At 63.3% G+C, this 22888-nt stretch carries 19 protein-coding genes and 1 pseudogene; 15 read left to right on the top strand and 5 right to left on the bottom strand.

The window, feature by feature from the left end; genetic code table 11:
• Positions 1 to 175: 175 nt before the first annotated feature.
• The 3 genes from C7402_RS16255 to C7402_RS16240 all read left to right on the top strand — a co-directional run bounded on the left by C7402_RS16255 (position 176) and on the right by C7402_RS16240 (position 2418).
• Positions 176 to 1330: a PIN domain-containing protein gene (locus tag C7402_RS16255; protein ID WP_116611309.1), complete on the top strand. Its 1155-nt coding sequence runs from the start codon at positions 176 to 178 to the stop codon at positions 1328 to 1330.
• 507 nt (positions 1331 to 1837) lie between these two features.
• Positions 1838 to 2059 carry a ribbon-helix-helix protein, CopG family gene (locus C7402_RS16245; RefSeq protein ID WP_116611307.1) on the top strand — a complete coding sequence of 74 codons (222 nt, stop codon included), beginning with the start codon at positions 1838 to 1840 and terminating at the stop codon, positions 2057 to 2059.
• Complete coding sequence (locus C7402_RS16240) at positions 2053 to 2418, top strand: type II toxin-antitoxin system VapC family toxin (protein ID WP_116611306.1); 366 nt, start codon at positions 2053 to 2055, stop codon at positions 2416 to 2418. Before C7402_RS16245 ends, C7402_RS16240 begins: the two co-directional genes overlap by 7 nt.
• A gap of 61 nt (positions 2419 to 2479) precedes the next feature.
• On the opposite strand, the gene C7402_RS16235 is transcribed toward C7402_RS16240, so the two are convergent.
• The 4 genes from C7402_RS16235 to C7402_RS16220 all read right to left on the bottom strand — a co-directional run bounded on the left by C7402_RS16235 (position 2480) and on the right by C7402_RS16220 (position 6282).
• Positions 2480 to 3472 carry a sugar-binding protein gene (locus C7402_RS16235; protein ID WP_165841904.1) on the bottom strand — a complete coding sequence of 331 codons (993 nt, stop codon included), beginning with the start codon at positions 3470 to 3472 and terminating at the stop codon, positions 2480 to 2482.
• Positions 3473 to 3681: 209 nt separating this feature from the next.
• On the bottom strand, positions 3682 to 4677 hold the full coding sequence (locus C7402_RS16230; RefSeq protein WP_116611305.1) for an ABC transporter permease: 996 nt from the start codon (positions 4675 to 4677) through the stop codon (positions 3682 to 3684).
• Between the two features lie 74 nt (positions 4678 to 4751).
• Positions 4752 to 5492, bottom strand: coding sequence for an ATP-binding cassette domain-containing protein (locus tag C7402_RS16225; protein WP_112172779.1), 741 nt, complete (start codon positions 5490 to 5492; stop codon positions 4752 to 4754).
• A 316-nt stretch (positions 5493 to 5808) separates the two neighbouring features.
• The gene (locus tag C7402_RS16220; protein ID WP_116611304.1) at positions 5809 to 6282 is read right to left on the bottom strand and encodes an Lrp/AsnC family transcriptional regulator; all 474 of its coding nucleotides are present in this window, start codon (positions 6280 to 6282) and stop codon (positions 5809 to 5811) included.
• A 254-nt stretch (positions 6283 to 6536) separates the two neighbouring features.
• On the opposite strand from C7402_RS16220, the gene C7402_RS16215 reads away from it, so the two are divergent.
• From C7402_RS16215 to C7402_RS16160, 12 genes and pseudogenes are all read left to right on the top strand, one after another.
• The gene (locus C7402_RS16215; RefSeq protein WP_112172777.1) at positions 6537 to 7931 is read left to right on the top strand and encodes an amino acid permease; all 1395 of its coding nucleotides are present in this window, start codon (positions 6537 to 6539) and stop codon (positions 7929 to 7931) included.
• A gap of 58 nt (positions 7932 to 7989) precedes the next feature.
• Positions 7990 to 9186: an amino acid aminotransferase gene (locus C7402_RS16210; RefSeq protein ID WP_112172776.1), complete on the top strand. Its 1197-nt coding sequence runs from the start codon at positions 7990 to 7992 to the stop codon at positions 9184 to 9186.
• Between the two features lie 531 nt (positions 9187 to 9717).
• Positions 9718 to 10125 carry a DnaJ family domain-containing protein gene (locus C7402_RS16205; RefSeq protein ID WP_116611303.1) on the top strand — a complete coding sequence of 136 codons (408 nt, stop codon included), beginning with the start codon at positions 9718 to 9720 and terminating at the stop codon, positions 10123 to 10125.
• A complete protein-coding gene (gene tadA, locus C7402_RS16200; protein WP_116611302.1) occupies positions 10122 to 10748 on the top strand; it encodes a tRNA adenosine(34) deaminase TadA in 627 nt (208 codons plus the stop codon). Before C7402_RS16205 ends, tadA begins: the two co-directional genes overlap by 4 nt.
• A gap of 12 nt (positions 10749 to 10760) precedes the next feature.
• The gene (gene ldcA / locus C7402_RS16195; protein ID WP_112172773.1) at positions 10761 to 11687 is read left to right on the top strand and encodes a muramoyltetrapeptide carboxypeptidase; all 927 of its coding nucleotides are present in this window, start codon (positions 10761 to 10763) and stop codon (positions 11685 to 11687) included.
• A gap of 307 nt (positions 11688 to 11994) precedes the next feature.
• Entirely contained in the window at positions 11995 to 12717 is a 723-nt protein-coding gene (locus C7402_RS16190; RefSeq protein WP_208948947.1) for a GntR family transcriptional regulator, read from the top strand.
• 305 nt (positions 12718 to 13022) lie between these two features.
• Positions 13023 to 14537, top strand: a complete 1515-nt coding sequence (locus C7402_RS16185; protein ID WP_116611301.1) for an NCS1 family nucleobase:cation symporter-1 — start codon at positions 13023 to 13025, stop codon at positions 14535 to 14537.
• 47 nt (positions 14538 to 14584) lie between these two features.
• Positions 14585 to 15435, top strand: a pseudogene (locus C7402_RS16180) (aspartate/glutamate racemase family protein).
• Between the two features lie 184 nt (positions 15436 to 15619).
• The gene (gene puuE, locus C7402_RS16175) at positions 15620 to 16579 is read left to right on the top strand and encodes an allantoinase PuuE (protein WP_112172770.1); all 960 of its coding nucleotides are present in this window, start codon (positions 15620 to 15622) and stop codon (positions 16577 to 16579) included.
• A complete protein-coding gene (gene uraD, locus C7402_RS16170) occupies positions 16576 to 17097 on the top strand; it encodes a 2-oxo-4-hydroxy-4-carboxy-5-ureidoimidazoline decarboxylase (protein WP_116611300.1) in 522 nt (173 codons plus the stop codon). Before puuE ends, uraD begins: the two co-directional genes overlap by 4 nt.
• A gap of 79 nt (positions 17098 to 17176) precedes the next feature.
• Positions 17177 to 18187 (top strand): allantoicase, encoded by a 1011-nt coding sequence (alc, locus tag C7402_RS16165; RefSeq protein WP_116611299.1) that lies wholly within the window; start codon positions 17177 to 17179, stop codon positions 18185 to 18187.
• A gap of 18 nt (positions 18188 to 18205) precedes the next feature.
• Positions 18206 to 18730, top strand: coding sequence for an ureidoglycolate lyase (locus tag C7402_RS16160; protein WP_116611298.1), 525 nt, complete (start codon positions 18206 to 18208; stop codon positions 18728 to 18730).
• Positions 18731 to 18834: 104 nt separating this feature from the next.
• Here the strand turns inward: C7402_RS16160 and C7402_RS16155 are convergent, their stop codons facing one another.
• A complete protein-coding gene (locus tag C7402_RS16155; protein ID WP_165841903.1) occupies positions 18835 to 22488 on the bottom strand; it encodes an ESPR-type extended signal peptide-containing protein in 3654 nt (1217 codons plus the stop codon).
• Positions 22489 to 22888: the final 400 nt, after the last annotated feature.

Genomic DNA, 22888 nt, shown 5'->3' with positions numbered 1-22888 from the left:
AAGAAAAGCTGACATTGAGTCGGGTCAAGGGCTAAAACGCTGACGATCGGCCGCGGTGACGGAGGAGGGAATCTCGCCGCGTCAGTGCGAACCGCTGGATGGACGACGTGCCGTTAGTGAAGTCGTAACCCGGGTCGGTATCATTTCGACATCAACCATCCACCAAATCAAACACATGCCTCAAGATCGTCCGACCGCGGCTCAGCTTTGGAGCGGTGAAATCTCGTTTTTTTCCCTCGATACCGACCTGATACAAAGTGCCGGGTACAGTTTCGACGCAGGTGTGCTTAACCAACTGCCTCAGGTGTTCCCCAAAACGATGCAGCTTCTGTTGACCGAAGTCACGGCCAGAGAAATTGTTAGCCACCTTATGAAATCGGTGACGCAGGCTATGGGAGAGTTCAGGAAGGGCTCCGACACGCTCAAACGTTCTGTCGGCATCGACATGGATCAGATTGATAAATTGTTCGAAGCGCTGTCGGTCGTGAGCAGCGCAGAGGCGGTGTTCCGTGAGCGCGTCGACAGCTATGCGGAACGATGCCGTGGCGAGGTACTGCCGATTGGCGGCGGTGACATGATGCCCAGAATTTTTGAACGATATTTCGCGGGGCTGCCTCCGTTTGGTGCGCGGAAGGACAAGAAGGCCGAATTCCCGGACGCAACGTCCTTACTGCTGCTTGAGGACTACGCTCGTGACCATGGGACGAGAGGGGTTGTCGCTTCGCGAGACGAGGGATGGAGCGAGTTTGCAGGGAAGTCGGAGTATCTGTATTGCGTTAAGTCACTTGACGCATTGATCGCGCTTTTCGAGGCCACCGGCGAGCACGCGAAGACACTCGCTGACCGGATAGCTTCCGCGGTAGAGGACGAGAATTCGTTCGTGCGGGCCGCGCTTCTTGACGGATTCAGGACGCACATCCATGAGTCGTCATGGAATGTCGAGAATGTGTACAGTGGCGTAGTACCTCGCGTTGAAGCGGCAACCTGCGAAGCGGATGTCATCAGCCATGTGTTGCAATCCGATCGCACGAAGGTCTGGAATCTTGAGGAGGATAAGTCTGTATGGGTTGTCGAATTGACGGCGTCGTTGACAGTGGAGGTGCAGATCGATGTGACGTTCTATGTTTGGGATGCGATCGATCGGGAAGAGATGGAGCTTGATACGCAAACAGTCCGACGCAAGACGAACATCGAAGTGAAAGCTTTTTTGACCGTTGGTGGTGCTGAGACCGAAGTGGACCCGGCCAAGTGGGATGTAGGCGTCGAAATAGCTCCCGGCCAGTATGAGATCGACGTCGGCGAGGTGGAGCCGGAATATAGTGGAGATTGAGCGTGTCGGCGCAAGAATTTAACACTATCACTTTAGACCGCGGCGGCTGCATTGATTCGAGAGAGATCGCTTCGTAGCGGAGATGCTTGCCGCCATTGAATGCGTAGCATGCTTCTGCAAGCTCTGCCCGGACCGCATTGGAACGTGCCTGACGGTATCGAAGACGGTATTCCCGCAGAAGTCGTCCTCGATCTCCTGGGGGTTGCGATCTTTCAGCGGAAGCTCAAGTTGATTCTCCGATACAGTCTCCTCAGAGCTGACAACTGCCGACTGGAATTTCCGGTATCGCTGACGGTATCGACGCCACGTGGCTAGGCGGAAACGCCGTCGCCACAGGGCTCCCGCCATGCGATTGACAATCGAGTGGGAGTGATGGTCTCCCGCTAGCCTGCTGGCGATGCAAAAACCCGCGTTCGGCATTTGAGCCGGCGCGGGTTTTTTTGCTTTCGGGCAGCACCCGTCGGCAGGCTTTGATATATGATATGTATATCATGCATGGAGGATGGAATGAGCCGGATTCTGATTGATCTAACCGACGCGCAAGTCGAAGAGCTGGCGGCGCTCGTGCAGACCGAGCATCGGTCGCGTGCGGCGATCATTCGTGAGGCGATCGAGTCCTATATTGCACAGCGCAAACGCCCGGCAGAGGGCGAGGACGTCTTCGGGGCCTGGAAGGGCAGGCAGGTCGACGGCCTCGACTATCAGCGGGAGCTGCGTTCGGAATGGTAAGGGCGCTCTTCGACACCAACATCCTGATCGACTACCTCAGCGGCATCCTTCAGGCGAAAAAGGAACTGGCGCGCTACGAATATCGCGCCATCAGCACGATCACGTGGATGGAAGTCATGGTCGGCGCGCAGCCGGACGACGAGGCGGCGATTCGCGGCTGGCTGGCGTCGTTCGACGTGCTCGAACTCGACCACCGCATTGCGGACCGCGCCGTCGCGATCCGCAGGACAAAGAAGGTGCGGTTGCCCGATGCAGTCGTCTGGGCGACCGCGCAGGTTCACTCGCTGCTTCTGGTGTCGCGCAACACGAAGGACTTTCCGGTCGACGAGCCGGGCATCCGCGTGCCGTACAAGGTTTAGGCTGGCGGTTGTGCAATGCAAGCCGAGCAATCCGAGCCTCGGCTTGCTCACGGTTACGCCCTCAGTGCTTCAGGCACGTATCCGCGTTCTTCCACGTGCAAACGTCGAGCCCCGTATGAACGATGGGCTTCACCGTCTTGCCTGCCGCCAGGTCGCGCATCACCATCGCCGCCTGATAGCCCATTTCCTCAGGCCGCTGCCCGACGAGCGCGTTGACCTTGTGGTCCTTGAGCGCCTGGAGTTCCGGCCCGAGCGTATCGGCTGAGACGATCACGAATTTGCCGCTCTGGATCTTGTCCATGATCGGCGCGACGACCTGCGAGTACGCCTCCGGTGCGAAAAGCGGCCAGCCGCCCTCGAACACGAACGCCTGTAGCGTGTTGGCGTTGGCCGTGAGCGTGTCCTGCATCATCTGGTTCGCTTTCGCGGCGTCGTCGTTCACGTAGAGCGGGCAGGCGCTGATCTCATGCCAGTTGTTTTCGCCCGCAAGCTTCTTGATGCCCTTCTTGCCCGAAAGCACGTCGCGCGTGCCCTGGGCGCGCTGGTTGATGTTCTCGGCCGCGGGGTTGCCCATCACGAGGCAGATATTGCCGCCCTTGGGCATGAGCGTCTTCAACTGCTCGCCAAGCTTCACGCCCAGTTCGTAGTTGTCGGTGCCCACATACGCCTTGCGCAGCGACTGGTCCTTGGGCAGCAGGTCGGCGTCCGCCGTGATGATCGGAATGTTCGCGTTGCGGCGGCGGATCACTTCCGCGATGGCCGGGGCATTCGAGGGTGAAATCGCAATGGCCGCCACCCCCTTGGTCAGCAAGTCGTCGACGATCTGCACTTCGGCGCTTTCGTCGGCGGCCGTCGCGGGCCCGGTGTAGTAGCAGTTGTAGCCCTCTTTGCCGAGCTCCTTGTTCGCCCGGTCGCATCCCTGATGCATGAGATCGAAGTACGGATTGTCGAGGCCCTTCACGACCAGCGCGAGGGTCTTGTCGGCTGCATAGGCGGAAGAGGCCAGCATGGCCAGCCCTCCGATCGCAGCGAAATACTTCCACGCCTTCTTCATGGTTTCCTCCTGTTCGGCGCCGGTCTCCCGGCGCGCGTGTCTCGTACCGCTTTCTTCATCGGAAGGAAAGCCCGCGCCCGTGCTTTGGGCTTCCTGCGGAACCTCGCGCCTCAGGTGATGGCCGGCGGCCGGCGGTTCCGCGTGTGTCCGGCCGCGCTGCCTTCTCACGGTGCGCCGGCCGAAGTGCCGCCGGTGCGACCGAATTCACGTCACTCTCCTTGCCGCTCGCCGCCAAGCCGGTTGAACAGCACGGCGACGATGATGAACGAGCCCACGACCGTTCCCTGCCAGAACGAGTCGACGCCGAGCAGGATCAGGCTGTTGCGGATCACCTCGATGAGCGCGGCGCCGACGATAGTGCCGAAGGCGCTGCCCACGCCGCCCACGAGGTTGGTCCCGCCGATCACGGTCGCGGCGATCACGCGCAGCTCGTCGCCGGTGCCGAGTCCCGTCGTCACCGCGCCGAGCCAGCCGACTTCGAGGATGGCCGCGACGCCCGCCATGAGGCCGCCGAGCACATACACGGAGCAGATCACGCGGCGCACCGGCACGCCGGTCAGATTGGCCGCATGGCGGTTGCCGCCGACCGCGAACACGTAGCGGCCCCAGCGCGTGAAGGCGAAGGCAAACCAGAACAGGACGCCGAGGACGATCAGAAACCACACGGGATTGGCGACGCCGAGCGTCTTGCCGCCGCCGAGCACCAGGAGCTTGTGCCCGTCGGGTCCGAATTCGAAGATGGTCCGGCTGCCGGAGATCACGAGGGCGAGACTGCGGCCCACGCTCAGCATGCCGAGCGTCACGACGAATGGCTGCATGTTCAGATAGGCGATCAGCAGGCCGTTCACGAGGCCGACGATCCCTGCGGTGAGCAGCCCGAGTCCGATGCCCGCCCAGATCGGATAGCCCGCGTTCATGGTGACCGACAGCACGATACCGCTCAGGCCGATCGTCGAGCCGACGGAAATGTCGATTCCGCCCGTGACGATCACGGCCATCATGCCGAGCGCGACGATCGCCACGAAAGCGAAGTTGCGCGTGACGTTGAAGAGGTTCTGCTGCGTGGCGAACGTCGAGGTCACGAGCGAGAGCAGCACGCAGGCAACGAGCGTGGCCAGCACCACCCAGAACACCTGGCTCGCGAGCAGCCCGCTCCAGCGCGTGTGCGTTCTCGCGGATTGGGGATCGTCGAGCAGCGTTGGCATGGGGTTCGGCCTTTGCGGCGCATCGTTCAATTTCGGGTCTCCTCCGGCCTCGCGCGAAGCCGCGCGCGACGGGTTCAGGCGTTGGCGATGGCTCCGGTGATGAGGCCGGTCACTTCTTCCGGTGAGGATGCCTCGGTCTTTTTGTCCGCGACCTTGTGCCCGCGCCGCATGACGACCACGCGGTGGGCGACTTCGAAGACGTCGGGCATGCGATGGCTGATGAGAATGACGGCGATGCCGTGTTCGGACAGGCGCTTGATGAGGTCGAGCACCTGCGCGACCTGGCGTACGCTGATCGCCGCGGTTGGCTCGTCCATGAGTACGAGCCGCGCCTCGGACAAGCGCGTGCGCGCGATCGCCACGGCCTGCCGTTGACCGCCCGACATTTGCCGCACGAGATCGCGCGGGCGCGTTTCCGATTTCAGTTCCTTGAAAAGTTCGGCGGCGCGGCGGTACATGGTCGCGTGATCGAGCACGCGAAAGGGCCAGATGCCGAGGCGCGGTTCGCGCCCGAGAAAGACATTGGCGGCGGCCGTGAGGTTGTCGCAGAGGGCGAGATCCTGATAAACGACCTCGATGCCTTGTGCGCGTGCGTCGACCGGGCGGCTGAAGTGGACCGGCTTGCCGTCGATGAGCATTTCGCCGTGAGAGGGCGGAAAGTTGCCGGCGATAACCTTCACAAGCGTGGATTTGCCCGCGCCGTTGTCTCCCATGAGTCCCACGACCTGGCCTGGCTCCAGGCTCAACGTCACGTCGTTCAGCGCATGGATGGCGCCGAAGTGCCTGGATACGCCTCTGAGTTCAAGAAGACTCATGGACTGTCGCGCTCGCTCTTGTGGAGCCGCCCGCCGTATTGGTCTGGGCGACCGGTAGACGTGCTAACTAGCCTGTTTTTTAGAGCACGATGGCGCTTTTAGCAAGACTATTTCGCCGCCCGGTAAAACGCGGCGAAGCGGGGCGCCACGGGCCTTTTCGCCGTGCAGCGATTCGTGCAACGCAGCACGCCGCAGCGGTGCGCTGCCGGATGCCGCAGCCAGGCGGCCGCCGATGAGATAAAATTGCATTTTCGCCGAAGAACCCCGCCAGGCGGGCATGCGCGGAATCTGCGGAAGGCGCTGTCGCACGCTTGCTTCATGCCTCCAGCGGCATCGCGCTCGTCCCCTTGAGCTCATCGAGGCACACGATCGACTGCACGCTGTTCACGCCGGGCGCGCGCATCAGCGTATCGAGCAGGAATTCGGAAAGCGCCTTGAGGTCACGCGCCACCACCTTCAGCACGTAGTCGATATCGCCCGTCACGGAGTAGCACTCCTGCACCTGCGGCAGCGTCGCGACGAGTTCCTTGAACTTGACGAGTTCGCGCATGTGCCCGCGCTCCATCGTCACCTGAATGAAGGCGACCACGCCGAAGCCGAGCGCCTGCGCGTCGAGGCGCGTCTCGTAGCGGCGGATCAGGCCCAGGTCCTCGAGCCGCCGATGGCGCCTGAGCGTTTGCGCGGGCGAGAGCTTGATTGCCGCAGCGAGTTCGAGATTCGAGGCGCGTCCGTGCTCCTGGAGTGCGGCGAGCAGCCGCATGTCGATCGTGTCGAGCGCGAGATTCTGCATTTATCTTGCGTAATGTGGGTTCAAGGCGAAACAGAATTGTATCAATCAGGGTTTGCCTGCGTACGAGATGAAATCATATTTTTCCCCGCCAACTATACACTGGGCGCACATGATCGGGCTGACGGCCAATACCGGCAAGCCTGGGAGCACGCCGACGCAGAACGTTGCGCGCGCAATTTTATTTCGTGTAGCGGGGCCGGCGTCCTACCCGGACGTCCTGGCGCCGAATCGATAAGTGGGAGACAGGAAGAGACATGGTTTCAAACGACACGCGTGAAAACCGCGGCGAGCTAAAACGCGGGCTCAAGAATCGCCATATCCAGCTCATCGCGCTGGGCGGGGCGATCGGCACGGGCCTGTTCCTCGGCATTGCGCAGACCATTCAGACTGCCGGACCTTCGGTGCTGCTCGGCTATGGCGTTGCCGGCATCATCGCGTTCTTCATCATGCGGCAACTGGGCGAGATGGTCGTGGACGAGCCCGTCGCCGGTTCGTTCAGCTATTTCGCCGACAAATACTTCGGCCCGTTCGCGGGCTTTCTCTCGGGCTGGAACTACTGGGTGCTGTACGTGCTCGTGAGCATGGCGGAGCTTTCCGCCGTGGGCATCTACATGCATTACTGGTGGCCGACCTTGCCCACGTGGGTTTCGGCGCTCGTGTTCTTCGTCGTCATCAACGGCATCAACCTCACGAGCGTGAAGTCGTACGGCGAACTCGAGTTCTGGTTCGCGATCATCAAGGTACTGGCGATCGTCGGCATGATCGCTTTTGGCGGCTGGCTGCTGTTCTCGGGCTCGGCCGGTCCTGAAGCAAGCGTCTCGAACCTCTGGCGCAACGGCGGCTTCTTTCCGCACGGCGTTTCCGGACTCGTCATGGCGATGGCCGTCGTGATGTTCTCGTTCGGCGGCCTGGAACTCGTGGGCATTACCGCAGCCGAGGCAGACGATCCTTCGCACACCATCCCGCGCGCCACGAATCAGGTGATCTACCGCATCCTGATTTTCTACATCGGCGCGCTCGGCGTGCTGCTCTCGCTCTATCCGTGGCAGAAAGTCGTGGCTGGCGGCAGCCCCTTCGTGCTGATCTTCCACGCGATGAACAGCGACATCGTGGCCAATGTGCTCAATCTCGTCGTGCTGACCGCCGCGCTTTCGGTCTACAACAGCGGCGTGTACTGCAACAGCCGCATGCTCTACGGCCTCGCACAGCAAGGCAATGCGCCCAAGGCGCTGCTCAAGGTCAGCAAGCGCGGCATTCCGCTGGCGGCACTGGGCGTGTCGGCGTTCGTCACGGCCGCGTGCGTGATCATCAACTACTTCATGCCGGGCAAGGCGTTCGAACTGCTGATGGGCCTCGTGGTGTCCGCGCTCATCATCAACTGGGCGATGATCAGCCTCATTCACCTGAAGTTCCGCCGCGAGAAGGCGCGCGCCGGGGAGACCACTACGTTCCGCAGCCTCGGCTATCCGCTCACGAATTACGTGTGCCTCGTGTTCCTTGGCGGCATTCTCGTTGTAATGTATCTGATTCCGGATCTGCGGATTTCCGTGTATCTGATTCCGGTCTGGCTGGGCGTGCTCGGCGTCGCCTATCGCCTGTGGAACCGCAAGGCGGCGCCGGCGCTGCAACGCGGCGTGCCGGCACCCTGAGCGCCGCCCAGTCTGTTCGTCCCGATTTTTCGTCCTGAAGAGCTAATCAGCAAACACCATGTTCGAACACATCGATGCCTACCCCGGCGACCCGATCCTCTCGCTCAACGAGAACTTCCAGAAGGACCCGCGTCAGAACAAGGTCAATCTGAGCATCGGCATCTACTTTGACGATGAAGGCCGTCTGCCGGTCATGAAGGCCGTTCACGCGGCCGAGGCGGCGATTCTCGAGGAGCCGGGCCCGAAGCCCTATCTGCCGATGGCGGGTTTCGCGCAATATCGCGACGCCGTGCAGTCGCTCGTGTTCGGGGCCGAGTGCCCCTCGCGCGCGGCAGGCCGCATCGCGACCGTGCAGACGCTGGGCGGCTCGGGCGCGCTCAAGGTCGGCGCCGATTTCATCAAGCGCTACTTCGCGGGCAGCCAGGTGTGGGTGAGCGATCCCACGTGGGAGAACCACCGCTTCATCTTCGAGCGCGCGGGCTTCACGGTGAACACCTACCCGTACTACGACGAGGCATCGGGCGGCCTGAAGTTCGAGGCCATGCTCTCGGCCATCGACGCGCTGCCGGCGAAAAGCGTCGTGCTGCTGCACGCGTGCTGCCATAACCCGACGGGCGTCGATCTCGATCGCGCGCAGTGGGAGCAACTGATCGACGTGCTGCAAAAGCGCGACCTGCTGCCGTTCGTCGACATGGCGTACCAGGGCTTCGGCGCGGGTCTCGACGATGACGCCTTCGCGGTGCGTGAGCTCTCGCGTCGCGGCGTGCCCGCGCTCGTGGCGAATTCGTTCTCGAAGAACTTCTCGCTGTACGGCGAGCGCTGCGGCGGCCTGCATGTGATCTGCGAAGACGCGGCGGCCGCTGACCGCGTGCTCGGCCAGCTCACGAGCGCGGTGCGCGCGAACTACAGCAACCCGCCGACTCACGGCGCCAAGATCGTGACGCGCGTGTTGAACACGCCGGCACTGAAGGCTTCGTGGGAGCAGGAGCTGGCGGCGATGTGCGAGCGCATCGCCCGCATGCGCGTCGCGATTCACGACGGCTTGCGTGCCCACGCGAGCGAAGCGGCGCTGTCGCGCTACGTGAAGCAGCGCGGCATGTTCACGTACACGGGGCTGAGCGCGGATCAGGTCGAGCGCCTGAAGGAAGAGTTCGGCGTGTATATCCTGCGTTCGGGCCGCATGTGCGTCGCAGGCTTGAACGAGGCCAACGTGGGCGTGGTGGTCGACGCGGTCGGCAAGGTGATGAAGGACTAAAGGGTAGGGCGAGCGGGGCGCTCAGTCTCGCAAACCTTCAAACGCCGCTGGTGTGCCGGTTCGATCCGCGCATGCCGGCGGCGTTGTCACATCCGCCCCTCAAAACCGCATGCCGGCGCCGCATCCACCCGCCATGCCTCCGCCGCTGCCGCCCACCGCCCCGCAGAACACGCCGCAGCCCGAAAGGCTGGCGGCCAGCAAGCAGCACAGGGCAGCGAGGCGCAAGCGGCGCGCCTTCGAGCCGGTGGAAGAGGAGGTGTTTCGTTTCATCATGGCAGGTGGAAAAAGGGGGGCGAACCGGTCTAGGTCCTGACCGGATCCAGCCGCCTAACGATACGCTCGTTCCACTGGCGGACGCTATCGGACGATTCCAGGTTTTGTCGTGCGTGCGCATGCAACCGGCATCAAACTGTGGGTCTGTCAAGCTGTCGGAAGCCGATGACACACATGACGGAAGTACACGACGGAAGCACACGGTCCTCCAGGTCTTACCCTGATAGAATGCGTGAGCCGCAACGTAGTGGATTGCTGATGAAATTGCTTGATGCCCTCGTCGAACAACGGATTGCCGCCGCGGCTGCGCGTGGCGACCTCGACGACCTGCCCGGCGCAGGCGCGCCGCAGGCGCTCGACGACGACCTGCTCGTGCCCGAAGAAGTGCGCGTAGCCAACCGCATCCTGAAGAACGCCGGGTTCGTGCCGCCCGCGCTCGAGCAGTTGCGCGCGTTGTGCGATCTCGAAGCGGAACTCGCCAAGGTCAGCGACAAGGCCGCGCAATGCCGTCTTCGCGCGCGCATGCTCGCGCTCGACATGGCGCTCGAATCGTTGCGCGGCGGCGGCCCGATGGTCGTGCCGCACGAGTACCGTCGCCGCATTGCCGAGCGTTTGTCCGAGCGCGCCGCCGGTGAGCCGGGTTCGGCGCTGGCGGGGGCGGCGTGACTGACGCGCCTGTCGGACCACTCGATCCGCACGAACCGCCCGGTGCGGCGTCCGGGCCAGATTCTCCAACCAATACTCTTACCGAACGCGACCGCCATTTCATGCGGCTCGCCCAGGCCGCCGCCGAAACGGCGCGCGCGGCGGGCGAGGTGCCCGTGGGCGCCGTGCTCGTGCGCGGCGACGAAGTGATCGCGTCTGGCTTCAATCATCCGATCGGTGGGCACGATCCGTCCGCGCACGCCGAAATGGCCGCCTTGCGCGCCGCCGCCCAAGCGCTGGGTAACTACCGCTTGCCCGGCTGCGAACTCTATGTGACCCTTGAACCGTGCCTGATGTGCGCGGGCGCGATCATGCATGCGCGCATCGCGCGCGTCGTGTTCGGCGCGCACGACCCGAAAACGGGGGCGTGCGGCAGCGTGGTCGATGCATTCGCCAATCCGCAGCTCAATCACCATACGAGCGTATCCGGTGGCGTGCTGGCGGACGAGTGCGGCGAAGCGCTGCGCACGTTCTTCGCCGAGCGGCGGCGCGCGAGCCGCGAAGCGCGGCGGGCGGCGCGCTCGCAGAGCGAAGAAGAGCAGACGAGAGCCGGCGCTTGCAGCCCGGACGAACCTCCAGCCTGAATTTCAGCCGACATGACCCTACATCGCACCATCGAACTGATCGCACCGTCCGGCTATCCGCACGATCCGCAGGCGGTGCATCGCGCGCTCGCGCGGTTGCGGGCGCAGGGCCATCATGTCGATGGCGTGCAGTCGACCGAGCGACGCTATCAGCGGTTTGCCGGCACCGACGGCCAGCGCGCAGCCGAGCTGAACCGCCTGGCCGATCCGTCGCGCGACCTGCCGGACATCGTGCTGGCGGTGCGCGGCGGCTATGGCGCGGTACGCATCCTGCACGGTCTGGACTACGAAGGATTGCAGCGGCGCCTGAAGGATCAACCCATCGCCTTCGTGGGGCACAGCGACTTCACCGCCATCCAGTTGGCGCTGCTCGCGCGCGCCGGGCTCACGACGTTTGGCGGCCCAATGCTCGTCAGCGACTTCGGCGCCGAGAATCTCAGCAGCTTCACGATGCAGCACTTCTGGGAGACGCTCTCGAAGCCGACTTTCACGCTGAAGGTGAACGCGCCCCAGGCGCAAGCAGTGAACGTGTCGGGCACGCTTTGGGGCGGCAATCTCGCGGTGCTCACGTCGCTGATCGGCACACCTTATCTGCCACCGGTCGAGGGCGGCATCCTGTTCGTCGAGGACGTGAACGAGCAGCCGTTCCGCATCGAACGCATGATCTATCAGTTGCACCTCACGGGTATCCTCGCGCGCCAGCAGGCGCTCGTGCTGGGCGACTTCTCGGGTAGCAAGCAGTTCGACTACGACAACGGTTACGACCTCCGCGAGATGGTGGAGCAGGTGCGTTCGGTCGTGGGTATCCCGGTGGTGACGGGCCTGCCGTTCGGCCACATTCCGGATATGGTGACGCTGCCGATGGGCGCGTCGGCGCAGTTGAACGCCGCGCCGCACGGCTTCGAGCTGACCGTGAGCGACTACCCGCATCTGGGTTGACGCCTAAGCATCGCGAGCGCTTTCGGGCGCTTTTTTAGTGGACACATATGCAACTAACAGCCTATCCTTCGCGGTTCAATCAAATGCTCAGAGGAAAGCATCACGGTTACATTGTTGACAAAAAATGGACCCATTTCAAGGCGACGAATCACCGCTATGGTGCTGGATTCCCCGAAATAAAGCGACTTTCACCGATAAGAGGCATGCAGCGAAGCAGGTGCGCGTGGGGATCTTCCCCAGGTTCACCGATAAAATTGTTGACAATATTTATGTCCAACCTAGGATACCCAACATAGAGACCCGAGCCATGCGAAAGACCGATATCGACGCCGAAGCAACCGGCATGAAGCCCGAAGCGATCGCCGCGCGCATTCGCGCCGCGATCCTCGAGCACCGCTTGCCGCCCGGCGCGAAATTGACGGAAGCCCAGTTGTGCGAAGTATTCGGCGTGAAGCGCGGTCCGATCCGCCAGGCGCTTGCGCTGCTCGCAACGGACCATCTCGTGGACCTGGAGCCCAATCGCGGCGCGTTCGTCGCCAGCCCGACGCTCCAGGAAGTGCACGAGGTGTTCGAGATGCGGCGGATCATCGAGCTGGCCGTGGTGGGGCGCATTTGCAGCGCGCAGCACGGCAACCGGCGGCTCAAGAGCATCGGCGAGACGATCCGGCGCGAGCGCAAAGCCTTCGAGGGCCGCGACTTTCCGACGTGGATCCGCCTCTCGGGCGAGTTCCATACGTCGCTCGCCACGCTCACCGGCAATACCGTGCTTTGCGACTGCCTGAACGGGCTCGTGGCGCGCTCGACGCTGATTTCAGCGCTCTACGAATCGCCGGGGCGCAGTCCCTGTTCGTTCGACGACCACGAGACGATTCTCGCGGCGCTCGAAGCCGGCGACGAGAAGCTGGCCGCCGAGCTCATGGTGCGGCATTTGCAGGGCGTCGAGCTGAGGATGCTCGACCGGCCGGCCGGCGCATCGGTCGACTTGCAGGAAGTATTCGGCACACGTGAGACGACGGTGCTCGCACGCTGAGCCGCAGTTTGCGGTGGCGCTGAAACGGATTTCAGCAAAGGATGGCAGTCAATCGCGGCGGCGCACGGCGAAACGTGCCCGCCGCGGCTCAAAAGGATGGAGTGGGGCGCATGCAGGGCATGCGCACGGCTTGAAGCAGGCACGGCGTTGCAGGGCGCGCGAAAGCGGCGACCGGTAAGCGGCGGGTGCCTCGGGCCGGACCATTCGGGGATATCGCGGCGGCCGCGACCAGCGGCGGTTCGCACGCGTTTCGAGGCGTTCAGGCGTCTTTTTTCCGTCGGCGTATCCATCCCAAGGAGCGGATCATGGCTCAGTTCAGCGCGTCACCTGGCAGTCCGGCAGTGCCCAACTTCGAATCCGGCGAAAGCAGCGAGAGCGCAGAAACCCTGCGCTTGCCTGCCGGCTACAGCGAGCGGCTCTACAACCACGATCTCGCACCGCTCAAGGAGCAGACCTGGGGCGCGTACAACATCTTCGCGTTCTGGATGTCCGACGTGCACAGCGTGGGCGGCTATGTGTTCGCGGGCAGTCTTTTCGCGCTCGGCCTCACGAGCTGGCAGGTGCTCGTTGCGCTGATCGTCGGCATCTCCATCGTCAACGTGCTCTGCAATCTGATCGCGCGGCCGAGCCAGCGGCATGGCGTGCCGTATCCGGTTGCATGCCGCGGCACCTTCGGCGTGCTCGGCGCGAATGTTCCGGCTGTGATCCGCGGTCTCATCGCCGTTGCGTGGTACGGCATCCAGACGTATCTCGCGTCGAGCGCGCTCGTGATCGTCGTGCTCAAGTTCGTCCCGCAACTCATGCCATACGCCGATGTGCACAAACACGGTCTGCTCGGACTGTCCGCAATCGGCTGGGCCGGGTTCATGACGCTGTGGGTGCTGCAAGCGCTCGTGTTCTGGAACGGCATGGAGACCATCAAGAAGTTCATCGACTTCGCCGGCCCGGCCGTTTATGTCGTCATGTTCGCGCTCGCGGGTTACATGGTGTACCGCGCGGGCTGGCACAACATCGGCCTGAATCTCGGCGGCGTGAAGTATCACGGCACGGAAGTGATTCCCGTGATGATCACGGCGATCTCGCTCGTGGTGTCGTACTTCTCGGGACCGATGCTTAATTTCGGCGACTTCTCGCGTTACGGCAAGTCGCTCAAGAGCGTGCACAAGGGCAACTTCTGGGGCTTGCCGGTCAACTTCCTCGCGTTCTCGCTCGTTACCGTCATCACCACGTCGGCCACGCTGCCTGTGTTCGGAGAACTGATTACTGACCCGGTCGAAACGGTCGGCCGCATCGATCATCCCACCGCCGTGATTCTCGGCGCGCTCACGTTCACGATCGCGACCATCGGCATCAACATCGTCGCCAACTTTGTCTCACCGGCATTCGATTTTTCCAACGTCGCGCCGCGCCTGATCAGTTGGCGTGCGGGCGGCATGCTCGCCGCGGTGGCGTCGATCTTCATCACGCCGTGGAACCTCTTCAACAATCCGGCCGTGATCCACTACACGCTCGACGTGCTCGGCGCCTTCATTGGACCTTTGTATGGTGTCCTGATCGTTGACTTCTATCTCGTGAAGCGAGGCCGTCTTGCCGTGGACGATCTCTACTCGGTCTCTCCCAAGGGCGCGTACTGGTATCGCAACGGCGTGAACTGGCGCGCGGTGGCGGCCTTGCTGCCCGCTGCCGTGATCGCGATCCTCTGCGTGATGGTGCCGTCGCTCAGCGGCTCGGCCAACTTCTCTTGGTTCATCGGTGCAGCGCTCGCCGCGTTGTTCTATCGCGCGCTCACGATAGGTGAACGCGCTCGCGCAAACGCATGAGTGTTGGGCAAGACCAGGCAAAACCAGGCATCAACGAAGGAATTGACATGCGTATCAAACTGATCAACCCGAACACTACGCAGCGCATGACCGCCGCAATGGAGCAGTGCGCACGCGCCGTCATCGCGCCGGGCACGGAAGTGGTGGCGGTGAGCCCGACGATGGGGCCGCCCTCGATCGAAGGCTATTACGACGAAGCGCTTGCGACGCCGGGCCTGCTCGCCGAAGTGGAGGCCGGCGAGCGCGAAGGCTTCGATGGCTATGTCATCGCCTGCTTTGGCGACCCAGGTCTCTATGCGGCGCGCGAGTTGGCTCGCGGGCCCGTGATAGGGATCGCCGAAGCGGCGATGCACGCGGCGAGCGTGCTCGCGCCCGGCTTCTCGGTCGTGACGACACTCTCGCGCACTCGCGCCATGGCCTGGCATCTCGCCGAGCGTTACGGCATGTCGCGCTTTTGCCGCAACGTGCGCGCCATCGACGTGGCCGTGCTCGAACTCGACGAGCCGGGCTCGGCCGCGCGCCGCGCGATCGTCGAAGAGTGCCGCCGCGCGCTCGACGAAGATGGCGCCGACGCCATCGTGCTGGGCTGCGCGGGAATGACGAGCCTGTGCGCGCAAGTGGAGGAGGCGTTGGGCGTGCCCGTGGTGGACGGCGTGACGGCCGCCGTGAAGTGGGTGGAGGGCCTCGTTGCGCTGCGCCTCACGACCGCCAAGCGCGGCGACTTCGCGCGCCCGCTCGCCAAGCGCTACGACGGCGATTTCGCGCGTTTCAGCCCGACCAACCCTGCGCCCGTTACGGAAACGCCGCCGCCGGTGCGGCCGCTGCGATACGGGTAAACGCGGGGCAACGGCGAAACCCGCGCAAGCGAGGCAGGCCGGCTCACATACACCTCGCTTGACCCGTACTATCTGAGTGTGCGTATGGGCGCGTAAGAGTGATTTCGCTACACTGGTCCGGTCTTGATGTCAGGTTGCGCGGGCCTCCCGCCAGGCCCTGCCACGCAGGGCCGGCGGGCATTTCAACGTGCCTCGCCGTTTGCGGACACTTCGTTTCATCCTCTCTATTCGATTGATTCGACCAGCATGCCACTCGATCCCCAATATCCCCGCGATCTGATCGGTTATGGCCGGCATCCGGTGCAGGCCAACTGGCCCGGTCAGGCGCGCGTCGCGGTGCAGTTCGTGCTCAACTACGAAGAGGGCGGCGAGAACTGCGTGCTGCATGGCGACCCCGCCTCCGAACAGTTCCTCTCCGAAATCGTCGGCGCCGCCGCTTACCCCGCGCGTCACATGAGCATGGAATCGATCTACGAGTACGGCTCGCGCGCGGGCGTGTGGCGCATCCTGCGCGAGTTCGAGAAGCGCGGCCTGCCGCTCACCGTGTTCGGCGTGGGCATGGCGATCGAGCGCCATCCCGAAGTGGCGCGCGCGTTCGTCGAACTGGGGCATGAGATTGCATGCCACGGGTATCGCTGGATTCATTATCAGGACGCCTCGCCGGCGCTGGAAGCCGAGCACATGAAGCTCGGCATGGAAGCGATCGAGCGCGTGACGGGTGTGCGTCCGCTCGGCTGGTACACGGGACGCGACAGTCCGAATACGCACAGGCTGGTTGCCGAATACGGCGGCTTCCTCTACGACTCCGACTACTATGGCGACGACCTGCCGTTCTGGATGGACGTGGCAGTCACGGGCGGCAAGACCGTGCCGCAACTGATCGTGCCGTACACGCTCGACACCAACGATATGCGCTTCGCCACGCCGCAAGGATTCAATACGGCAGATCACTTCTTCACGTACCTGCGCGATGCGTTCGACGTGCTCTACGAAGAAGGGGACGAAGCGCCGAAGATGCTGTCGATCGGCATGCATTGCCGCCTGCTCGGCCGCCCCGGCCGCATTCGCGCGCTGCAACGTTTTCTCGACCACATCGAAAAGCACGAGCGCGTGTGGGTCACGCGCCGCGTGGACATCGCGCGCCACTGGCGCGAGCACCATCCCTATCAACCGCAACAGAACGACCACCGCGGGGCCGCCGCATGAAGGCAATGCACTACACCCTCGAACAGTTGAATCAAGCCTCGGCCGACGCCTTCGTGGCGGCGCTCTCGGGCATCTTCGAGCACTCGCCCTGGGTGGCCGAAGCGGCAGCGTTGCAGCGTCCGTTTGCGAACATCGACACGCTGCATCACACCATGTCGAAGGCCGTGGAAACTGCGGGCGAAGCGAAGCAGCTCGCGCTGATCAACGCGCACCCGGAACTCGCGGGCAAGGCCGCCGTGCGCGGCGAACTGACCGCCGAATCCACGCGCGAGCAGAGCGGCGCGGGCCTGAACCAGTGCACACAGGAAGAGTTCGACCGGTTGCAGGCGCTCAACCGGGCGTATCGCGAGAAGTTCGGATTCCCATTCATTCTCGCGGTGCGCGGCTACGACCGCCACGGCATCATCGCGAACTTCGAGGCGCGCTTGAATAACAGCCGCGCCGACGAGATGCGCGCGAGCCTCGACCAGATTTATCGTATTGCGCGCTTCAGGCTGGATGAACTGATTGATGCGTGACCCGACGATGCGCCCTCGGCGGTTCGAAGAGGGCGCCGCGCCGTTTTGATCCATAGAAAAGACACGAAGGAAGACAACGATGGCACTCCCGACTCTCGACCCCAACGCACCTGACTACACGCGCCGCTTTGTGAATCTCGCGGATCCGCGACTGGGCGCACAGGCGCTCGAGGCGAGCGACGACTTCTTCGCGCCGAAGGAGCGCATGCTCAATCCGGAGCCGGCCGTCTTCATTCCGGGCAAGTACGACGAACACGGCAAGTGGATGGACGGCTGGGAAACGCGCCGCAAGCGCACGACCGGCTACGACTGGTGCATCGTGAAGCTCGCGCGTCCCGGCGTGATCAAGGGGCTCGACCTCGATACGAGCCACTTCACGGGCAACTATCCGCCGGCGGCATCGGTGGAAGGCGCGTATGTGGCCGACGGCGTGCCCGGTGCCTCGACGCAATGGACGGAAATCGTTCCCTCCACCTCGCTGAACGGCAACAGCCACCACTACGTGGAAGTCTCGAGCGACAACCCGTACACGCACCTGCGCGTGAATATCTATCCGGATGGCGGCATTGCACGTCTGCGCGTGTATGGCCAGCCGCAAGTGGACTGGGCGGGCGCGAGCCGCGCCGAACTCTTCGATCTCGCGGCGATGGAAAACGGCGCGTACCTCGTGGGCGCGAACAACCAGCACTTTGGCATGGCGTCGACGCTGCTCATGCCGGGCCGCGGCGTGAACATGGGCGACGGCTGGGAAACGCGCCGCCGCCGCGAACCGGGCAACGACTGGGCGATCATCGCGCTCGCGCAGCCGGGCATCATCAAGAAGATCGAGGTGGACACGGCGCACTTCAAGGGCAACTATCCCGATCGCTGCTCGTTCCAGGCCGCACGCGTGACGGGTGGCACGGACAGCTCGCTCGTGACCCAGGCGATGTTCTGGCCGGTCCTGCTCGGCGAGCAGAAGCTGGAGATGGACAAGCAGCACTACTACGAAAGCGAACTCGCGGCGCTCGGGCCCGTGACGCACGTGCGCTTCAATATTTTCCCGGACGGCGGCGTGTCGCGCGTGCGCCTGTGGGGCACGCTTGCGTGATTCGCTGACGAGGCCATCATGAGTGAAACCAGGACTACGCTCACCATCGAACCGCTCACGCGCGAGGCGTTCGCGGCGTTCGGCGACGTGATTGAGCTTGCGGGTGCGAAGCAGATTCCGATCAACCTTGGCACGACGATCCGCTATCACGATCTCGCGAAAGTGGATGTGACGGACGAGGGCGGGCGCACGCTCGTGAACCTCTTTCGCGGGCAGCCGCGCGAGTTGCCGTTCGAGGTCAAGATGCTCGAACGGCATCCGCTCGGCAGCCAGGCGTTTGTGCCGCTCAACGACAAGCCGTATCTCGTGGTGGTCGCGCCCGCGGGCGATCTGGATGTCACGAAGATTCGCGCGTTCGTTTCGCGTGGCTGGCAGGGCGTGAATTACGCCAAAGGCGTTTGGCATCATCCGTTGATCGCGCTGGATGAGGTGAGCGACTTCATCGTCGTCGATCGCGGCGGCGAAGGGCTCAATCTCAACGAGCAGGATTTGCCGGAGTCGCTCTGGTTGACGCAAGAGGCGATGAAAGCCGCAATGCCGTGATGTTCTGATGTGACACAGCGGCGCAACGAAAGAAAGCCACGGCCTTGGCCGTGGCTTTCGCACATGTGGCGCAGCGCATTAGCGCAGTGCCTGGGCAATCGTGGTCAGAATTCGTATCCGACCTGGGCGCGTGCGGCTGTGTTGCCCGTGCTCGTGACCGAAACGCCGCCGTTCACAAGCCAGTGCATGTTGACCGATCGGTATGTCACGCCCACGGCTGCGGCGCTGCCACCCATGTAGTAGCCACCGCCGGCCGCCACTACGGTACGTCCAGGACCTGAAGGCGTGAGGTTCGGCATGGCCATTGCCGCGGCCACGCCGGCATACGCGTTCTTCGAGACGGTGTTGATCGAGTTCTGAAGCCCCGTGATCTGCTGGTTGAACGCATTCGATTGCTGGGTGATAGCGTTGTTCAACTGGTTCAGGTTCACGGCGTCGGTGCCCGACGTGCCTGCCGCCACATTGACGATCTGACGCTCGGCGCCCTCGGCGCCGACCGACACGGCGTTGGCGCGATTCGCGATCGAATTCGCGCCGATGGCGACCGAATTGTCCGCCGATGCGCTGGCCTTGTCGCCGATCGCGGTCGCGCTGTTGCCCGTTGCCGCGGCGCCGCCGCCCACTGCGAGCGACTGCGTGCCCGACGCGGCCGCCGCGCCGCTCGTGGTGTTCGTGGCGACCGCGAACGAGCCCGTGGTGCTGATGTTCTGCACGGCCTGGTTCAGGTTGTCGAGTTGCTGGTTGGTTGCGAAGAGTTGCTGGCCGGTCACGGCGTCGGTGCTGCCATCGGCGAGCGACGCGTTTTGCAGACCCGTCAGCTGAACGTTGCCGCCGCTCGTGCTGCTCAGCGTGACCGAGGCGTGTGACGACGAATCGTAGTGCAGGGCGAGTGCATCAGTCGTGGCGTCAGCGCTAGATGCGCCGGTCGAACTGCTCGGGGCTGCCGCGGCAAGCACGCGGTGCGAGTTGGCGGAAGCGGCATCGAGGGTGGCACTGTCAGCCGTGTTCACACTCACCCTGGAACCCGGATCGGTGGAATCTGGCGTCACGATACCGAACAAGTCCTTCACCTGGCCGTAATTGACCGCGTCGGTATCCGATTGGGCATCCGCCACGTTCGTGATCCGGCGGGTCAAGGTCGGGCTGCCCACGGAGACCGTACCGGGTTTATCGGCGACCGAACCGTAGCCGAGCGCAACCGAACTCAGGCCCGTCGCCTGCGCGGGCGCACCCGTGCCGGTACCGTCGATGTACGGAAGCTTGAAGTTCTGGATCGCCTGATTGGTTGCGTAAAGTTGGGAACCGTTAACTGCGTCCGTGGAGTTCAAGGAGAGGCGGCCGGCCGCAACGTTGCTAATAGTGCGTTCATTGCCCACGCTGCCTATGCTGACGGTGCTGGCCGGATTTCCGCCGGCGAAGTCATAGGAAACGCCGCGAATCGTGGTGCTTAGCGTTCCGACTGCGGCGTCCGTTGTCGAACCGGAGCCAAGCGCGACTGCGTAGCTTTGCGAGGCCGTGGCTCCTGCACCAAGCGCGAGTGCGTTCGCCGAAGCTGCGAGTGTATTGGCGCCAACCGCTGTCGCCGACCCCTCGCCGGCTTGCGCGGCGTGGCCGATTGCGGTGGCGTCGCTGCCGCCAGCGTTGGATGCCGGGCCGAGCGCCACAGCATAAAGATTTCCCGCCGTAGCGTAGTAGCCGACGGCCATGGAGGTGCCGCCGGCCGCTTTCGCGCTTTCACCCACGGCCGTAGAGTCCCAATTGGCGTACGTACTGAGGCCGACGGCAGTGCCATTGCCTTCTGCCACGCTTGTGACGCCAATTGCCGTTGCGGCGTCGCCAGTTGTGGTCGCACCCGCGCCTATGGCCGTTGACTGCACACCGTTCGCGCTTGCACCGGTGCCGATCGCGATGGCAGCCGCGCCGGACGATGTGCTCTGGAAACCGATGGCGACGTCGTTACCGCCCAGCGCCGCCGCTGCGGGGCCGAACGCGGCGGAAGCCTGACCTGCCGCGATGGCGCCGTCACCGAGCGCGATTCCGTAGCTATCCTGCGCAATCGCGCCGCCGCCCAGTGCCATGGAGTGGTAGCCCGCTGCCGTGGTGAGAGACCCGATCGCGATCGAGGAGCCGCCGTTGGCAGCGCTACCGGGGCCGATTGCAACGTCTCGCCAGGTTGTGGCGGAGCTTGACGCGCCCAGGGCAACGGATGCTTCGGTGGCGAGCGTATTGTGGCCGATCGCCGTACCGGTAGCCGCCGTAGTGGTAGCGCCTGTTCCGATGGCGAGGGCATGATAACCCGATGCCGTCGCGTTCGCTCCAATGGCGATCGCCGAGTCGCCGATCGCACCTTCGCCGTTGTAGTTTCCTTGGTCCGGAAGACTATTGATGCCGACGTAGTGCGTCCCCTTGCCACCGGCCTGCTGCATGGCGTCATAGAGCTGTGAGCCGTTCACCGCATCCAGGCTGGAAGGGTTGAGCGCGCCGTTCGCGACGTTGTGCAGAGCGACGGATTTGGTACTACCCGAGCCACCCAGCGTCACGGAATTGTGCGACGAGGAGTCATACAGCACCGCATCCTGGAGTTTGCCGTCGAGGCTCGTGATGCGCTCGTTCGTCGCGTAGAGCTGCGAGCCGTTCACGGCGTCCAGGCTGGAAGCCGTGAGCGCGCCGTTCGCGACGTTGTGCAGAGCGACGGATTTGGTGCTACCCGAGCCACCCAGCGTCACGGAATTGTGCGACGAGGAGTCATACAGCACCGCATCCTGGAGTTTGCCGTCGAGGCTCGTGATGCGCTCGTTCGTCGCGTAGAGTTGCGAGCCGTTCACGGCATCCAGGCTGGACGCCGTGAGCGCGCCGTTCGCGACGTTGCGCAGTGCGACCGGATTTCTGCTGCCCACGCCGCCGAGCGTGACGGACGTTTGTGACGGCGAGTCGTACAGTACGGCATTGGTGCTCTTGCCTGCCAGATCTGTCAGTGCCTGGTTCGTGGCGTAGAGTTGCGAGCCGTTGACCGCATCGGTGCTGTTGGACGCCACGCGCCCGGCAGCCACATTCATGATCTGACGTTCCGCGCCGGCGGAGCCTACGCTTACGACACCAACCGGTGCCGTACCTGCGTACATATAGTAGTTGCCGCCAATCGTGTCGCCCGAGATCCTCGTTGCCGAACCTGTCAACGAGTTGGCGCCGAGCGCCACCGAATTCGTGGTCGACGCTCTTGCGTTGTAGCCCAGTGCCGTGGCGCTCAGGCCTGTTGCCTGCGCGTAATCTCCAAGCGCCGTCGCGTAGCTATTCGATGAGAGGCTGTGGCTGCCGAGCGCCGTGGAGCCGATCGAACCATATGCGTTTGCGGCGTTTCCGAGCGCGATGGCATCGGTGCCGATCACAAGTACGTCGGTGCCGATGCCGATATTACTTTGCCCGGTCACCGTCACGGCGTGGCCAAAGCCGATGGACCAGTTGCCGGTTGTCGTGACCCAACTGCCGATTGAGTAACCATTGACGGCATTCGTAAGATAACCAATCGAGACCCCGTCACCTTTGTTGGCTGGTCCGAGTACGCCTCCACCGCCTGCGAACTGCGCACGCGCCTGCATCGAGGCGCTCAGCGCCAGGGCCGCGACCGCCGCCGACATGGCGACTGAGACGACCGCTCCCGTCTTCGTTGACGCAGACTTCGAGCGCCCGCGCGCGTTCTCTTGAGCCGCAGTCCAGACCCCCGTGGACTCGTTCCAGACTGATCGATATGTCTTGTTCATGGCTTGCCGTGGTCTAAGAGTGAATATCCAGTGCATAACGCCAGCGCATGGCCGATAAGCGCCAACGGCATAAATGCGTGGGCACTCTGATATTCAATTTGTTGAATTAAAGAATCGTCCCGCAGAGCAGGCTGGTTGCATCCCGATTCGGCAATGCGAGCAAAGCGGGAAACCCCCGAAAAGCCTGCAACTAAGGCTTTCTATTAAGGGGGCGATCAGACTCTATTTGCTGGCAAGCAAGTGATACATAAGACGACTCTTAAAAATTATTTATACTTATACGTCAGATTTTTTGTTATGGAAATTTCTCTATTTGCAATGGTTTTTATTGAGAATTTTCGTACGAGACGCGGTTCAATATATTTATTTCATATGCGATTTCTGCCCGCCAAAGAAAAAA

This window comes from Paraburkholderia unamae, from assembly GCF_003096875.1.
Lineage (GTDB): Bacteria > Pseudomonadota > Gammaproteobacteria > Burkholderiales > Burkholderiaceae > Paraburkholderia > Paraburkholderia unamae.
Note: the sequence above shows the minus strand (reverse complement) of the source record. Positions and strands in the feature narration are given on the sequence as shown.

Bases quoted from the DNA above. Each gene is read 5' to 3' on its own strand.
- C7402_RS16155 (WP_165841903.1), bottom strand. From the start codon at position 22,488: ATGAACAAGACATATCGATCAGTCTGGAACGAGTCCACGGGGGTCTGG.
- uraD (WP_116611300.1), top strand. From the start codon at position 16,576: ATGAAGGCAATGCACTACACCCTCGAACAGTTGAATCAAGCCTCGGCC.
- C7402_RS16240 (WP_116611306.1), top strand. From the start codon at position 2,053: ATGGTAAGGGCGCTCTTCGACACCAACATCCTGATCGACTACCTCAGC.
- C7402_RS16185 (WP_116611301.1), top strand. From the start codon at position 13,023: ATGGCTCAGTTCAGCGCGTCACCTGGCAGTCCGGCAGTGCCCAACTTC.
- C7402_RS16205 (WP_116611303.1), top strand. From the start codon at position 9,718: ATGAAATTGCTTGATGCCCTCGTCGAACAACGGATTGCCGCCGCGGCT.
- C7402_RS16160 (WP_116611298.1), top strand. From the start codon at position 18,206: ATGAGTGAAACCAGGACTACGCTCACCATCGAACCGCTCACGCGCGAG.
- C7402_RS16255 (WP_116611309.1), top strand. From the start codon at position 176: ATGCCTCAAGATCGTCCGACCGCGGCTCAGCTTTGGAGCGGTGAAATC.
- C7402_RS16225 (WP_112172779.1), bottom strand. From the start codon at position 5,492: ATGAGTCTTCTTGAACTCAGAGGCGTATCCAGGCACTTCGGCGCCATC.
- C7402_RS16245 (WP_116611307.1), top strand. From the start codon at position 1,838: ATGAGCCGGATTCTGATTGATCTAACCGACGCGCAAGTCGAAGAGCTG.
- C7402_RS16220 (WP_116611304.1), bottom strand. From the start codon at position 6,282: ATGCAGAATCTCGCGCTCGACACGATCGACATGCGGCTGCTCGCCGCA.
- alc (WP_116611299.1), top strand. From the start codon at position 17,177: ATGGCACTCCCGACTCTCGACCCCAACGCACCTGACTACACGCGCCGC.
- puuE (WP_112172770.1), top strand. From the start codon at position 15,620: ATGCCACTCGATCCCCAATATCCCCGCGATCTGATCGGTTATGGCCGG.
- C7402_RS16210 (WP_112172776.1), top strand. From the start codon at position 7,990: ATGTTCGAACACATCGATGCCTACCCCGGCGACCCGATCCTCTCGCTC.
- C7402_RS16230 (WP_116611305.1), bottom strand. From the start codon at position 4,677: ATGCCAACGCTGCTCGACGATCCCCAATCCGCGAGAACGCACACGCGC.
- ldcA (WP_112172773.1), top strand. From the start codon at position 10,761: ATGACCCTACATCGCACCATCGAACTGATCGCACCGTCCGGCTATCCG.
- C7402_RS16215 (WP_112172777.1), top strand. From the start codon at position 6,537: ATGGTTTCAAACGACACGCGTGAAAACCGCGGCGAGCTAAAACGCGGG.
- C7402_RS16235 (WP_165841904.1), bottom strand. From the start codon at position 3,472: ATGAAGAAGGCGTGGAAGTATTTCGCTGCGATCGGAGGGCTGGCCATG.
- C7402_RS16190 (WP_208948947.1), top strand. From the start codon at position 11,995: ATGCGAAAGACCGATATCGACGCCGAAGCAACCGGCATGAAGCCCGAA.